The following is a 15,349-nucleotide window of genomic DNA, read 5'->3' on the forward strand; positions in this document are numbered from 1 at the left end:
AGATCTGGCAAGCAAACGATCCATTTCGTGCTGAGCGTTGTCAGTATCTGATGGAATTTTGGCGGAGTTTGGATTCTTCGAGGTTTAGGATGAGTCTTACGACGACAACACGAAAACAGTGGTTGGAAAGTGATTTGCAAAAGCTCGGATTTTTTTCGAGCTAACGGCATTATCGGTGGAATAGGTTGTACCACTTTCTGGCACAACCTAATTGTTTCTAGATTTGCTTTGCTTCTGACTTGCTTACCCTGAGTAATCCCGTACATCACTTTACAATCTGGAGTGCAAATGAGCTCACGACGGGCTGTCACAAATCTTACTAATCTCGATGCACTCCTTAGCGCGATTGATAATGACGCCGTAACTAATGCCCTGTATGAGATGCGTACGCCAGAAAGATTGATGGGGACGCTCCCTGATGGGAGTACCGTCAGTACGAGTCTCGCGAGCTATATCCTTGGGAATAATGTGGCGAACCTGGTGGCGATCGGCAGCGCTACATTTTCTGGCAAAGGCAATCTCCTCGACAATCGTATTGAGGGAGTCGCAACTGCTGCCAATAAGCTTGATGGCGGAGCTGGCAATGACACTTTGATTGGCGGCAGCGCTAACGACAACCTGCTTGGCGGCGATGGCAACGACAGCTTGGCCGCTGGCACCGGCAACGACACGGTAGATGGCGGGAACGGCAACGACGTCGTTCAGCTCGCCGGTAATATTTCGGACTACCATATCGCTCGTCTGAATCCGGCAGACACCCAGCTTGTGAGTGAGGCGCTTGGCATTACGCTCACCGCACGGAACGTGGAGAGTTTCAGCTTTGACGACCGCATGTATTCGCTGGCGGAAGTCCAGTTCGGCCTGTTCAGTAGCGGTAATGATCGCATTCTTGGTACTGATGATGCCGATACCTTGGCTGGTGGACTGGGAAACGACACCATGCTTGGTGGCGCTGGTAACGATATCTATATCGTGGAACAGAGCGGCGATGTCGTCACTGAGATTGCCAACGAAGGCTTCGATACAGTCAGGGCGGCTTTGGCCAGCTATATCCTCAAAGATAATCTCGAAGGTCTGGAATATACAGGTACCGGGGCATTTACCGGCACCGGCAACTCTCTGGATAACGTCCTTAAAGGTGGTGCTGGCAATGACAAGCTGAGCGGAATGGCGGGCAACGACACACTAGCTGGCAACGGCGGCACAGACCGTCTCGACGGCGGCGCAGGCGACGATACCGCCGTGGTGCTTGGCAACCTCGCGGACTACAAGATTGTGCGCGTGAGCGCAACGGACACGCAACTGGCCAACGTCATCACCTACGAGACGGTAACACTGACCGGCATCGAGTCCATGAAGTTTGCGGATGTCGGCACGCTGGCGATGAGTGCGGTGTTGACCAACGTAGTCAGCGCATACGGCGATAACCTGGTGGGTGGCTCCGGCGCTGATACTCTGGATGGTCTGAAGGGCAATGACACCATGGCCGGCATGGACGGCGATGACACCTATGTGGTCGACAGCGCCGGCGATGTCGTCGTCGAAGCCGCGAACGCTGGCAATGACCTGGTGAAAGCCGCGATGTCGTCGGGCTTGTATATTCTAGGCGCCAACATCGAAGCTGGTATCGTCACCGGCACAGGCGCTGCAGGCATTATAGGCAATGATCTGGGCAACACACTGACCGGCAATAGCGCGACAAACGTGCTGAATGGCGGCGCTGGCAATGACATCATCGACGGCAAAGGCGGCGCGGACAAAATGGCGGGCGGCTTCGGCGATGATACCTACAATGTCGACGTAGCCAGCGACACGGTCACCGAGCTACCAGGCGAAGGTACCGACACTGTGCTGTCCTCCGCCACATCCTACACTCTGTCGGCCAACGTCGAAAACCTGACTTACACCGGCAGCCTGGCGTTCAAAGGTACCGGCAATGCGCTGGAAAACATCCTGACCGGCAGTACTGGCAACGATTCTCTGAGCGGCATGGCGGGGAGCGACAAGCTGTTTGGTGGTGCTGGCAATGACACCCTGATGGGGGGCGATGGCAATGACATCCTGAACGTGGGCGCTGGCATCGATATCGCCGATGGTGGTGCTGGCGACGATACGGTGGCAGTCCTTGGAAATTTCGCTGATTACACGCGCAGCCGCACCTCGCTGACGGACACACTGCTGGTCAACCCATCCACTGGCGAGAGCGTCACCCTGCGCGGCGTTGAAAAAGTATTGTTTGCTGACGGTGCGAAAACTCTGGCTGATATCCAGCTCAATGTGAAGAGCCCACTGAATGATGTGTTGACCGGCTCCAACCTAGCAGACACCATGGACGGTGGCCTAGGTGCGGACACCTTGCAAGGTGGCAGCGGCGACGATACCTATATCGTCGACCAGGCAGGCGACATGGCCGACGAAGCGCCGGCAAATGGCCACGACACCGTGCAAGTTGCTTTCACCAAAGCGGGCATCTACACCCTGGGCGTCAATGTGGAAGACAGTGTAGTGACGGCAGCAAGTTCGCTGGCCGTCGGCATTACGGGTAATGCGCTTGACAACCGACTGGTCGGCAATGCGGGTGTCAACGCGCTGACAGGTGGTCTCGGGAACGATACTCTCGATGGCGGTGTTGGTGCCGACAAGTTGGCGGGTGGCCAGGGCGATGATGTCTATTACGTGGACAACGCGGCCGATAGTGTCACTGAACTGGCTAATGAAGGCGTAGATCGCGTGATCACGACACTGACAAAATACACGCTGGCAGCCAATGTCGAAGAACTGGTGTACTCCGGCACTGCAGGTTTCGCAGGCACGGGCAACACGCTGGACAACACCATTACCGGCGGCAGTGGCAATGACACCTTGCTCGGTGGTGACGGCAACGACGTGCTGCGCTTTGGAGCTGGCCATGACATTGTCGACGGCGGTGCGGGTAACGACGTAGTGGAACTGACCGGTAATATTATCGGCTATGCGACCACCCGTGTGAACAATACGGACCTGATGCTGACCAACACTCAAACGGGCGACAGCGTCACTCTGCACAACGTTGAATCGGTCCACTTTAACGATGGCGACCTCACCACGGCACAGCTGGCAATGAACGTCAGCAGCAATTTCAATGACAACTTAGTCGGCACGGCGGGCGATGATCAGCTCGATGGTGGGGCTGGTGCCGACACCATGGCGGGCCTCGGTGGCAACGACGTGTATTGGGTGGACAACAAAAGTGATGTGGTAATTGAGCAGTCCGCTGGTGGCGACGACTTAGTCATGGTCAATATTGTGGCCAATGGAATCACTTACCAACTGCCTGCCAACGTCGAAGGCGCGCAGGTGTATAGCAACGCGGCCGTTAACCTAACGGGCAACGGCGCGGATAACAGCCTGGTTGGCAATGCTGCCAACAATAGCTTGCTAGGCGGTGCTGGAAACGACTACCTGGACGGCCGTACAGGCAATGACACAATGGACGGCGGCTCGGGAAACGATACGCTAAACGGCGGTAGTGGCCTAGACAAGATGTCTGGAGGGGCCGGGGATGATACGTACTACGTGGATAGCACGGGCGACGTCGTAATGGAGGTTGCCGAGGAGGGAATTGATTCCGTGATTTCGAGCGCAACCTCTTTCGCTCTGCCTAACGGCATTGAAAACCTAACAAGCATTGGGGCGGCTCCATTTAAAGGAATAGGGAATTTACTGGACAATCATCTGACCGGAGGCACAGCGGATGATACTTTATTTGGTGGCGGCGGTAACGACGTATTAGACGGACGCGGTGGTAAGGACACAATGGATGGCGGTGATGGCGACGATGTTTATTACGTCGATTCACTTGCAGATGTAGTTCTGGAACAGTCGTCCGCAGGTACAGATAAAGTCTTAACCTCACTCGAGGCATACACCTTAGGCGCAAACATAGAGCGCTTGCAGTATGGCGGAGTTAATTCTTTTGTCGGAGCTGGAAATGCGCTGGACAACACATTGGTGGGGGGCGTTGGAAATGATACGTTGGCTGGTGGTGACGGCAGCGATTTGCTATGTGGCGGAGGCGGTAAAGATGTAATTGATGGCGGGGCCGGAAACGACATTCTAGAAGTATCAGGGCGATTCAAGGATTACACGTACTCACTTTCCACGAATTCGAATCTGCATCTGATGAGTTCCATCACAGGTGAAAGTTTGACTGTGCAGAATATCGAGTCAGTCAGGTTCCAAGATGGGTTATGGTCAACGGCAGACATTGCTAAAACCATTAGTAGTGGTGTCCACCTTATCGGGACTGCGGCACACGACCTTCTGGATGGAGGCAGCGGCGCCGATATGATGGAAGGGCTAGCCGGTGATGACACTTACGTAGTCAATAACCTGGGTGACACGGTGGTTGAGCAAGCCGAATCGGGGCACGATATAGTTTCACTCCAGATTGTCGGCGATGACATCACTTATGCATTGCCAAGTCAGGTCGAAGACGCAGAGATTTTTGGCGCATCACGTATCAACTTAGTGGGTAATGCGCTCGACAACCGTTTGTTTGGTAATGACGCCAACAACCAGATGAGTGGCGGCGCGGGCGACGATACGCTTGATGGTTTTAGTGGCGCTGACACAATGGCTGGCGGGGACGGTGACGATGTCTACTTTGTCGATCAGCCAGGCGATGTGGTGGTGGAAAATGTGTCGGCTGGCACAGACCGTGTCGCGACGGGCCTCGTCAGTTATACGCTGGGCGCGAATGTAGAAGACCTTTGGAGTACCTGCTCTGCTGCCTTCAATGGCACAGGTAATGATCGCGACAACGTGATCGTAGGCGGCACGGGCAAAAATATCCTGTATGGATTGGGTGGAACTGACAACTTGTTTGGGGATGCCAATGCTGACATGTTGGATGGTGGTGATGGAGACGATGGCCTAACTGGTAACGGCGGCGATGACTCCCTTTTCGGTGGCAATGGCGATGATTTCTTCGCGGTCACTCAAGCAGGTAAAGTCCTCGTAGACGGTGGTGAAGGCGATGGTGACGTCTTATGGCTACTCGAGAGTCGTGATTCATATGTCGTGACCATTATTGGTGATAACGAGGTGAGACTTGTCAACAACGCGATCGGCGTTGACGTGACCGTAAGCAACGTTGAGGTTGTCCAGTTTGGCGAACAGGTTGTGCCATGGAAATCTCTCTTCCTGAATGCCAGCAAGGGCGACGACGATTTGTCTGGTACGACTGATAACGACTGGTTAGACGGTCTTGCAGGAAGTGACACGATGACTGGATTTGCGGGGGACGATTCATACGTAGTTGATTCGGATGGAGATGTCGTAGTCGAAAAAGTTCACGAGGGTCTAGATGAAATTTATACGTCGCTGATGAGTTACCAGCTGCCTGCCAATGTTGAGAACTTGTCCTTCACAACAAACGTTGGCGTTAGAGGAATCGGCAATGAACTTGATAACGGACTGTACGGCGGAAGTGGAGACGATACGCTTGAAGGCGGAGATGGGCAGGATGGGATCGTGGGCGGTGGCGGAAACAATGTTCTAACTGGTGGAAACGGCGCCGATACGTTTGCGTTCATTTTCTTCGAGGGCGCCAACACGGTGACGGATTTTGTCGCGAAGCTCGACTGTCTGATGTTCTATCGGGCACAAATGGGTTTTGGTAACGGTAATTGCGTCCCTAACACGGTCCTAAACATCGATGCAGAAGTACTTCTGGCCCCAACTTATGAGGTGGCTATTTTCCAGCAACAGGCCAAATCATTATCTGTCGAGGATGCGGCGGAAGCAATCGGTAGCGCCTCCGAATCCTATGCCGTTGGGGACCGCAGATTGTTTGTCGTGGGGGACGGAACTTCTACCGCGGTCTACGTGTTTACTTCGTCCGATTCAAATGCTCAAGTCACCGCATCAGAACTAACCATGTTCGTAGAACTAACAGGGCTCAAGCAGATAGAGGCGGTTGATATCGTATGTTATTGACTGTCGAGACGCGACATCGGGTCGTTTGCGAATTTCGGCTGTTCTCTGGTGTATCTTCATTCGTCAGCAAAGGTCGTCGAGATAATCTCTAAATCGACCAGCGCAGAACATTGTCAGTATTTGATGGGATTTTGGCTTCGTCACACTTCCTTAGACACTAGAGTGAGATTTGCCTCGCCTTGATGGTCGAATCGAGTCTAACTCAAATATTGCCGCCGCTTAGATAGCCTTTTGCTCGATAAGAGTGTAATAGGTTCGCCTCAACACAGGTAGCGAATGCAGGACGTCAGCGATACATGGTGCTGTCATCAAAATTGTGGCTTAGCTACCTTCATGATACTTATTATCAACAGTAAGACACCAATTACAACACCCAATCGGTGGCCTTAGCGGGCCTTCGAACGATATCGCTTTGAGTCAGAGTTCTGCGTATTGAGTATTTGAATTTGCTGACGCAAGATCGGGTGTAGGCAAATAAACCTAATGCGGCTACAGCAAAATACCGTAATAGTGATATTGCTAGCCATGGCGCCGCTAGGGGGATTCGTGCTGCATGCGCCATTCCCAACACTGTTAAGAACAATGCTGCGTATGCTGGGTCAGCAACGTAATTGTCGATGATCTTAGTTGCTTGATTCAATGATGCATAAGCTTGTAACATTCCTCGATGAAACGAACTGACATTCTTGGTCACGGCCTAACCTGGTGCGCACTTCTCTCACTTTTAACAGTCTCTGCCGTCCTATTCAACATGTACGTTGATTGGCAGCGTTGGTCGCGGCAGGATTGGGCTGCTTGGGCTAGTGCTATCGGCACTCTTTTAGCTTTTGCCGGGACAATTTACTTAGCTCGTTCAGAAGCTAAGCGTCGTGAGGATCTTGAGTATGCCCGAATGACGTTGCTTGTCGAAGGCATGCGAGATGAAATTAAGTTTTGTGGTGACAGGTGCCGATATATTGCGGCTATGCTTCCCACCATTAGGTTGCATTGGAATTACGACCCATCCAGATATAAACATCATCTCGAAAGCATTGAGGAGTTCCCGAGATGGAGTGATGAACAGTTGTTATCTCTTATCGTCATCGATTCCAACCTTCCATGGCGACTTAAGCGTACGTTTGGCACTGTCAGTAGCGCCAAATCTCACTTAGACGTAATGTTCAGGATCGCCAAGCGCGGCGGCGATATCCGAGGGACTAATGAAGATCAAGAGGCAGCAAAACTTCTACAAACGGCAAGCGAAGCTTTGGCTGAAATTTTGCGACAAATTGAAACAGCAATGCCAGCGCATTGATACGTGGTGATAACCTCCGGACGATCTAATTGCTCAACTTCGTCAACTTTGCGGCGAGATCATGAGGCAGCACATTCGGACAAGCTAGTTGGATCTCCCGAAGGAAGTTCACGCACAAATCAGGAGATTTCTTCCCAGGCGCTTGTAACACGCCATCGGCTAGAGTCATCTCAGGTGAAACTAGATGCGCGCGCTGCAATGCTTGTGCGGCGTCCAGTTGATCGCTAAGGCCCTGCATCGCGCAAGTCTTCACTCCTGCTCCTTGAAGGTAGTGCACCCGGGAAGGCGGTAGTGGGCACTGTAGCGGATCGAGCGTAAGGAAGATATCCACGCCTTCGGCCAAAACTTCAGCCCGTCCTGCTTCAAACGCGCGGTGTTCAGTAAATACTGCAAGCAGGCTCAGGCCGCTGACGACTGCAAAGCCACCAATAAAAGCGGGCCTCTTGATTGAAGAAAAGTCCCCAAGCAAAAAAAGAGTACCGGTCAGCATGCCAGCTACAAGATACTCGACCGCGCTAACCCAATGTTGCTGCAAGATCTGCGAAATCGATAACGCGATGCCGCACAAAATTGCTGCCCCCGCCATAATTTTTTTAAACATCGCTCTCCTCTCAAAAGTAGCATTGCTGCGCAGAGTATTAGTAGTTCGAACTACGCCGTAACTTGAGCAAGTCATTGGTCGAGTGAGGTGCCTGGCCGGAGGGCAGCGTTTGTCATTGCAGATTATTCGCCTTCAGTATTCGTGCGAACGTTCAGTTTCCACTGAACTGGCCCCTGGCCGGTTGGGTGTTGATGGTGGTTTTGTGGCGGGAACGGGTCTCCCTTGTTGCAGGTGACCTCCTTCTTACATCCGACGCATTTGTAAATTCCGGACATCGGAACGGTACTCCCGGGGTTGTGTTTTTGGTTCCACCATTCACCGCCACTGCTTTTCGTCAGACTAGATTGGTCAAGATACCAAGACATTGAAATCTCCTATAGAAATCGTTGAAAAAAGTAACGCGGCAGCTTTTGACGATACGGATACAGCAATTAGAGGGTGACAAGAAAGTCGTCCGAAACACGATGAAGATTGCTCTTCATTTCGTCATCTCAAGCAGTATCCCTGATGAGACTGAGCTTGCAGTCGATTGATTTTGCAATCTCCAAAACTTCTTCAGTTGGTATCTGGCGAAGCACTTCCTTGGAGTTCAAATCAACGACTTTAACGACTAAGATTTTTGTGTCGCTGTCGATGGAGAACTCCAGGTCTAACGCCTTCTCGTGCGCAGCCTTGTTCAGCTTGGATACGGCCTTCGTGATCTCAGTCGAAGCCGGTGTGGGAGTACCGTCATTGACGGCGTTATCAATTCCAGGTGAGGGACTTCCACTCGAAGCAGGCTCCCAACCTTGTCGGAGACTGACTTCGTTCGAGTTTGGACGTTCTACAATCTGGTTGGACTTACTTGTTATCGAATCGACGCTCATGATGCTTCCCGTGTGCATAAGCCCCGGCCTGCCTAACGGCATACCGGGGTGATAATTACGAGATATGTGATCCCATCACATAAACCGGCGATACTGGATTAGCCGCGTAGCAGGGACAGGACACCGTTAGGCAACGAGTTGGCTTGTGCCAGCATTGCAGTACCAGCTTGTTGCAGAATCTGACCGCGGGTCATGTTGGCGGTTTCAGACGCGAAATCAGTATCTTGGATTCGGCTACGAGACGCGGACAGATTTTCAGAAGTCGTTTGCAGATTTGAGATCGTGGAAGCGAAACGGTTCTGGATCGCACCCAAGGATGCACGGTTGCTGTTAATTGAGTTCAGTGCCGAGTCGATGGTCTTCAAGGCGGCGTTGGCACCGTCCACGGTCGACACGTCAATTTTGGCTACGGACTGCAGGTCGGAACCGGTAGCAGCGCCAACAATCTTGCCGGCACCGACGCTACTTGACAGGGTAAAGCCGCTGTCGGACGAGAAGTCAAGCTTGCCGCCAATCGTAGCGAATGTGTTCACCGCGCCGACAGCAATCTTTGCTGCGGCCATAGCTGGACTGTTACCGGAGGCGGGCTGATCTGCACCGCGGATATTGGCCGTTGCCAGCTTGTCAGTCGCGTCGGCGTTGGTGTTTTTGATCTGGATATCGGAGCCGGACGAGTTGGTCAGCTGGATTTCCTTACCGCTTGCACCAGACTTGATCGAGGCCGAGATACCGGTCGTGCCGCTCTGAGCATTAATTGCCTGAGCCAGAGCTGACAAATCGCCGCTTTTGACCTTGGCCGAAATGGTCACGGCCTTTGAGTTAGGATCAGCTTCCAGCGAGTTGTCGCCGCGCAGTTCGAACTGGTAGGAGCCATCCGCCAGGTCAGAGAGATTGGCTTCAGTGGTTGCGGTCGCAGTTACTCCGGAAGTACCGGATTTCGCGTTGACGTTCGCCGCAATCTTTTTCGCGCTGTCGCCGAGAGTGTGGGCGGTATTGGCGCCGTCAGTGATGATGTTGGTGCCCTTGACGTCGACCGTGGTCGACACGCCGTTGCCGGAAGTGAAGGTCAGCGTCTCGTCAGTGATAACGCCGTTCGATTCAGTGGCGTACGCGTCGGACACGAATTTGGCAGCGGTGCTATCGAAGCCGGACTTCATGGTGTTGTTGCCGATATCGGTCGCACGGGCCGACTGCACGCCGATATTGATGGTCTGACCAGAGTTCGCGCCAACCTGGAATTGTGCGGAGGTGAGGGAACCGTCCAGCACGTTCTGACCGTTGAACTGAGTGGTATTGGCCACGCGGTCGAGCTCCTTTGCCAGCGACGACACCTCGTTCTGGATCGATTTGCGGTCGGAATCAGAGTTTGTGCCATTAGCAGACTGCACGGAGAGTTCTCGGATGCGCTGCAGCAAGTCGCCGGCGGTGCTGAGACCACCTTCAGCCGTCTGCGCCAGCGAGATACCATCGTTCGCGTTACGAGCCGCCTGGTTGTTGCCACGAATCTGCGAGGTGAAGCGCTCGGAGATTGCTAATCCGGCCGCGTCGTCTTTAGCGCTATTGATTCGCAGCCCGGAGGACAGGCGCTGCAGCGAGGTCGACAGGGAAGCTTGAGACGCATTCAGGTTACGCTGTGCGTTCAAGGATGCAACGTTGGTGTTGATGCTCTGAGCCATGATCTAGGTCTCCGGTACTGTAAGTTGGGCAAATTGCTCATTCACTTTGGCCTGCCACTTACTTGTGACAATGAAGCCGCTGTTGTGTCTGATTACGGGGAACCGTCGGAAACCTTGAAGTGCAGTGACGAGTCCAAACTGCTAGTTTTGGCTCTATAGTCAAAGAGGTGCCATTGCTACCGTCTCACGCGACAAGTTCTGCTGGAACTTTAGGGTTCAAACGAATATTTGTAGTTGTCCTAAAACTCCTTCTTGCCACTTGATGCCGTCACGCCCCGCCTTTATCAAAAGTGTCATCGGTGACTAGTCACGACAATCTGTTCAACTTCAACAATTCGTTAGCTTTATCTAGGAAGCTTGCGGCGAGCACCTGGCAGTATTCTTTCAAACGGTAACGCAGCGGGCGATATATAGACCTGACGTGACAGCAATTTGGGACCCACACGGGTTCGCTTTCGTCGTCATGACCGCTCGTTACTGTCATTAAACCCATATCCTTGCCGCTACGGTACTCATCAACGAACTGCGTTGAGATGAAGCGAAGTTTCGGTCATAGCGGCCGTAGTTCCCCTGCGGATGTAACTCTTGGAGTCATATTCAGCAGTGATCTATGGACCTAGATTTAGTCTTTGGTGAACACGTTTCAGTTCTCGAAGTGCCTGATGTTTTTGAACATGGCTTCTGGTTGTTCGGTGCTGTGCACAGCACTGCATGAAGATTTCGTAACAGCAACTAGTGTTGGATTTGAGGCAATTGATTGAAATGTCTGTTACCATTTATCGGTGACTGGGAAGATTTCATTCAATGACAATGACTACACTTATCAATAATGAGATTGCGGAAAAGCAGCGTAAATCGGAGTTCATCGCCTTGCTGCGCGCCAGATTTGTCATTTCCAGCAGAGCGAAAAGTACGCAAGGTTGGTTCATTGTCCTTACGGTTGCATTACCGGTACTAAGTCTCCTGCTGGCACCACACTATCCAGATTTGAAACCGTACTTTGCGTTGGCCGCGCTAACGGTTTTGCTCTTGGATACTGCGGTAGTGGAGCGAATTCAAAAGGACCGCACAAAGCGGAGTGCGAAACTGCAAGAAGAATTCGATACCAAGATTTTGGGTATGYCGTGGAACCGATTTGTGGTTGGTGCCCCTGTGGATCCGGAAGACATACGTGAGGCGTCCGGAAAAGTTCTGTCGAAAGAGCGTGAAGCGGGATTCTTGGATTGGTATGAGACCTGCGTCAGTGATGTCCCGCTACGCTTCGCGCGATTAATCTGTCAGCGCACTAATCTCTCATACGACGCCCGTATTCGTAAGCGCTACGGAGGCTGGCTTCTTGCGCTTGCCGTCATCTTGGCTGTTGGTTTGGTAGCCTCAGGGATCGCGTTGAAGCTGAAATTGCCTGAACTCCTGCTGTCCGTGATTACGCCCGTTATGCCGATATTCAACTGGGCGATTCGTGAGCACCGCAAGCAGATCGACACCGCGAACACTTTGGTAACGCTTAAGACTGAGTGCGAGAAATTGTGGGATAAAGCCCTGGCCGGCGCCAGCGAGCAAGATTTGGTTAAGGGCTCTCGCGAACTACAGGACGCCATATACCAGCACAGGGCCAGCAGTCCGTTGGTGTTTGACTGGATTTATCGCCGCCTCAGGACAAAGAACGAAGATGCCGCTCGCCACGCCGCCGAGAAGCTTGTAGGGCAAGTCAAAGAGATGCAAATGAAGGAGATGAAAGTATGAAGCTACACGATCATTTCCGCACCTTTCTTGAAGACTTTGTTAACCTCAATGCCACTCGACTGGACTTATTGGAAAACAGCATCGAAGCCGTTAAGACAGCTGTGAAGGCCAGTTCCTGGGAGGCTAAGATCATAGACTTCGCGCCCCAAGGGTCTTGGGCGCACAAGACGATCATCAAGCCTTTGCCAGACAAGGAGTTCGATGCCGATCTTTTGGTCTTCGTGGAAGCAAAAGAGGATTGGACCGCTAAAGAATACGTCAATAAGCTGGCAAATGCATTGGAGGCTAACGCAACATATGCAGACAAAATTCGACGCTACTCGCACTGCGTAACCATTGAGTATGCATGCGATCGTCGCATCGATATTGCTCCATGCGTCGTCGATAGAACGTACAGGGGACAGTACGAAGTTTGCAACCGCGGCACCGACATGTTTGAACAGTCCGCACCCAAGGCGTACACCGACTGGGTTATTCAGAAAAACAGTATCGCGGGAGGCAACGATCTCAAAAAGGTGACGAGGCTCTTGAAATACCTTCGTGATATCAAGACAAACTTCACCTGCCCTTCGTTCTTGTTTACTACCCTGCTGGGGATGCAGATATATTCAAGCGATAAGGATTCCAGCGCATTTGCGGACTTACCGACCTCCCTGAAGACTTTGGTCGGCCGCTTGGACGACTGGCTCCAGGCACGCCCCAACGTTCCTCATGTCTCCAACCCAGTGCTTGCAACGGAAAATCAAAGCCGTGGGTGGAACGAATCCACATATTCGAACTTCCGCGACAAGATCAATCTGTATCGAGGATGGATTGATGACGCCTATGATGAGACCGATCGCGACGAAAGCATCGGCAAGTGGCAGCGTGTCTTCGGCGATAACTTCGCGGCGGGTGAGGCCAAGGAATCTGCACGTATTAGCGAAGCAGTCGCAAGGGAGGACGGGGCTATTGTGGTCGCCGGCCAGTATCAGGACTTGGTGCAAAAGGTTATAGCGATCGGCGGCAGGGCTTTGCCCGCGCGTCTTACCAAACTGCCATACATCAACCGGCCAAAGTGGAGACGTGCAGCGCAGCAATCACAGCTTACCGTGAATATCATTGCAGCTCTCTATCCGAGCGAGTACGGTCAGCCGATTTGCGCGGTGCAGTCGTTGGATCCTTTGAAAAGCGGCTACTGGGTCAAGTTTACCGCGATGAACGTGACTGGCGTCCCATTCCCGCCGGATTACATCGTCAAATGGCGCATTACCAATACTGATAAGGCAGCCTACGACGCTCAACAGTTGCGCGGCGACTTTTACGACTCGGATAAGGGAGGTAGCCGGATGGAACATCTGTCGTACCGCGGTGTTCACTTTGTGGAAGCATTCCTCATCAGGAGGGGCGACAGCCGTCTTGTTGGACAGTCCCAGCCATTCTATGTGGTGATCATGTGATGACAATGGTGCGCGCTGATCCCGGCTATCTGTATGCTGGCCAACGGCACGTGTCAATATTGAGATTCACTGTAGCAGGTATGCGCCTCATAAGTCTGAGACGCCAGGTTGTGCGGGGACTCTGGTGGTGTCCACCATTGCTAGCATGCCGCGCTGGGCAAATCATGAAGGAACCTTAGCAACGATGGATATCTACGAAAATATCGTCATTGGTAATTTTCTTTTTTCCTTGGGCGTGGCTATGGGGCGGCGTCAAGATGCGGAGGGACTCCCCATATCCGCAAATCTACTACAGCAAACGCCACTGGATCAGGGCTGCGGTGATGTCCTCATCCGGGGCTCCCGCGCGATGCGCATTCTTGAATTCAAGCGCGCGAAAAATGACAATTCAAAAGAGAAGGCAAAGTTGCTGCATTTAACTCGGGCACTTTCTGCAACGGGAAATGAGGACCTCAATTCGATCTCACGGTCAGTACACTGGTACATAAGTTCAATGATGCGTGATGGTGAGCTGAATTTGCGCATTGTCCCTTACTTGGACTTTCAGGAAAGCCAGGGGGACGGTCGCAAGTTCCAAGTGTTTATAGATGATCTGGTAAGTGAAGCGACAAAGTCGGGAAGTGATAATTCGAATCTCTACAACCGCTACTTGCAACTTGTCGCGATGTGCCAAGGTTCGGCTAAGGGATCTTCAGGCGGAGTGATCGTTTCAGTGACCAACGAAGGCAAGGTGAACTATTTTGTAGTTGAAGATTTGCGAGAACTGGGCTTTGAACTTTCTCAACTGCATACTAAATTCCTGCAAAGACAAGCGCAACAGCAACGTGAAATAATGCCTCAGCATGAGCGGACCTCTCGTCCGGCAGGTCGGGAGTACACGCTTTGACCACCGACAAACAACTAAATGTTAATGCGACAATCGGGGCGCTTTTAGAGGCCGCCATCCGAGATCAGGATGCAGTCCATAAAGCCGCTGAAGGGCTTGCAAGCTCAAAGAGAACACTTGACGCGGTAGCGAGTCAATTGCCTGGTGCAGTTGCGTCGAGTGTTGACGCATCGCTAGAGAAGGTTCTCGATAAGGCCGCAAAAGCGTTATTGAAAAATCTAAATGAAGCCGACGCCAATGCGGAACGGGCTTCCGCGGCATATGAAAGGGCAGCTCAGTTTGCGGTTTCCCGCATTGTGATTTGGGCGCTAGGTATCACCACTATTGCTGCAATGACCATCATCGCTGTGGCTTGGCTATTCATGCCGGACTTAGCTGAGCTACAAGCGCGCCGTGCCGAAAGGGATGCCTTGGAAAAACGCATAGCTTGGCTCAAGCAGGTAGAAGGAAGCGACATCTCAAACTGCATTTTGGCCGATCGACGAAGTAATCGTGTTTGCGCACGAATTGACTCGAAGTTTCCAGATGCCTGGAATGGGTACCGAATTCTCTCCAGCAAATGAAGTTGTCCGTTTTTTTGGGAAGTTTAGCCGCGCTAAGCTCGCGATGGGCGGAAGGAAACGCCGTTGGACCGAAGGCCATTGTTGCGTCTATCTCACGCGACGAGTGTGGAACGCTGCGGTAGCGGGCCGGGTATGAGGTCATCAAAGCCACTCAGCGGCTTCTGCGCCGGATAGCTTATCTATTCTCCGCCAGTAGGAAGTAACCTCTTCATGGAAAACAGCTGTTTAGGCATAAGAGGCTGCTGCATGCAGGAGCTGCTCCAGTAGTCAACGCCGAGCTGGTTAACGGCGCGGCGGCCAAG

Annotated in this window: 9 protein-coding genes; 6 read left to right on the plus strand and 3 right to left on the minus strand. The window is 52.5% G+C overall.

What is annotated here, in order from left to right; genetic code table 11:
• Nucleotides 1-288: 288 nt before the first annotated feature.
• Both AB4Z19_RS27940 and AB4Z19_RS27945 read left to right on the plus strand, forming a co-directional pair.
• Nucleotides 289-5,979, plus strand: a complete 5,691-nt coding sequence (locus tag AB4Z19_RS27940) for a beta strand repeat-containing protein (protein WP_442036793.1) — start codon at nucleotides 289-291, stop codon at nucleotides 5,977-5,979.
• A gap of 667 nt (nucleotides 5,980-6,646) precedes the next feature.
• On the plus strand, nucleotides 6,647-7,273 hold the full coding sequence (locus tag AB4Z19_RS27945) for a hypothetical protein (protein ID WP_442036795.1): 627 nt from the start codon (nucleotides 6,647-6,649) through the stop codon (nucleotides 7,271-7,273).
• 25 nt (nucleotides 7,274-7,298) lie between these two features.
• Here the strand turns inward: AB4Z19_RS27945 and AB4Z19_RS27950 are convergent, their stop codons facing one another.
• The 3 genes from AB4Z19_RS27950 to AB4Z19_RS27960 form a co-directional block, all read right to left on the minus strand.
• Nucleotides 7,299-7,874, minus strand: coding sequence for a hypothetical protein (locus AB4Z19_RS27950; RefSeq protein ID WP_442036797.1), 576 nt, complete (start codon nucleotides 7,872-7,874; stop codon nucleotides 7,299-7,301).
• A 491-nt stretch (nucleotides 7,875-8,365) separates the two neighbouring features.
• Nucleotides 8,366-8,740, minus strand: a complete 375-nt coding sequence (locus AB4Z19_RS27955; protein WP_442029073.1) for a flagellar protein FlaG — start codon at nucleotides 8,738-8,740, stop codon at nucleotides 8,366-8,368.
• A gap of 98 nt (nucleotides 8,741-8,838) precedes the next feature.
• Nucleotides 8,839-10,416, minus strand: coding sequence for a flagellin N-terminal helical domain-containing protein (locus tag AB4Z19_RS27960; protein WP_442036799.1), 1,578 nt, complete (start codon nucleotides 10,414-10,416; stop codon nucleotides 8,839-8,841).
• An 810-nt stretch (nucleotides 10,417-11,226) separates the two neighbouring features.
• On the opposite strand from AB4Z19_RS27960, the gene AB4Z19_RS27965 reads away from it, so the two are divergent.
• From AB4Z19_RS27965 to AB4Z19_RS27980, 4 genes are all read left to right on the plus strand, one after another.
• Entirely contained in the window at nucleotides 11,227-12,159 is a 933-nt protein-coding gene (locus AB4Z19_RS27965) for an S-4TM family putative pore-forming effector (RefSeq protein WP_442036801.1), read from the plus strand.
• Complete coding sequence (locus AB4Z19_RS27970) at nucleotides 12,156-13,598, plus strand: SMODS domain-containing nucleotidyltransferase (RefSeq protein ID WP_442036803.1); 1,443 nt, start codon at nucleotides 12,156-12,158, stop codon at nucleotides 13,596-13,598. Before AB4Z19_RS27965 ends, AB4Z19_RS27970 begins: the two co-directional genes overlap by 4 nt.
• A gap of 127 nt (nucleotides 13,599-13,725) precedes the next feature.
• Nucleotides 13,726-14,484, plus strand: coding sequence for a hypothetical protein (locus AB4Z19_RS27975; RefSeq protein ID WP_442036805.1), 759 nt, complete (start codon nucleotides 13,726-13,728; stop codon nucleotides 14,482-14,484).
• Nucleotides 14,481-15,047 (plus strand): hypothetical protein, encoded by a 567-nt coding sequence (locus tag AB4Z19_RS27980; protein WP_442026912.1) that lies wholly within the window; start codon nucleotides 14,481-14,483, stop codon nucleotides 15,045-15,047. Before AB4Z19_RS27975 ends, AB4Z19_RS27980 begins: the two co-directional genes overlap by 4 nt.
• Nucleotides 15,048-15,349 lie beyond the last annotated feature (302 nt).

Origin of the sequence: Pseudoduganella sp. RAF19, from assembly GCF_052114165.1 — a bacterium.
Classification (GTDB): Bacteria; Pseudomonadota; Gammaproteobacteria; order Burkholderiales; family Burkholderiaceae_D; genus Rugamonas.

What these genes read in the sequence shown, in the direction of transcription:
- AB4Z19_RS27970 (WP_442036803.1), top strand. Translation starts at nt 12,156, where the DNA reads ATGAAGCTACACGATCATTTCCGCACCTTTCTTGAAGACTTTGTTAAC.
- AB4Z19_RS27945 (WP_442036795.1), top strand. Translation starts at nt 6,647, where the DNA reads ATGAAACGAACTGACATTCTTGGTCACGGCCTAACCTGGTGCGCACTT.
- AB4Z19_RS27960 (WP_442036799.1), bottom strand. Translation starts at nt 10,416, where the DNA reads ATGGCTCAGAGCATCAACACCAACGTTGCATCCTTGAACGCACAGCGT.
- AB4Z19_RS27950 (WP_442036797.1), bottom strand. Translation starts at nt 7,874, where the DNA reads ATGTTTAAAAAAATTATGGCGGGGGCAGCAATTTTGTGCGGCATCGCG.
- AB4Z19_RS27940 (WP_442036793.1), top strand. Translation starts at nt 289, where the DNA reads ATGAGCTCACGACGGGCTGTCACAAATCTTACTAATCTCGATGCACTC.
- AB4Z19_RS27955 (WP_442029073.1), bottom strand. Translation starts at nt 8,740, where the DNA reads ATGAGCGTCGATTCGATAACAAGTAAGTCCAACCAGATTGTAGAACGT.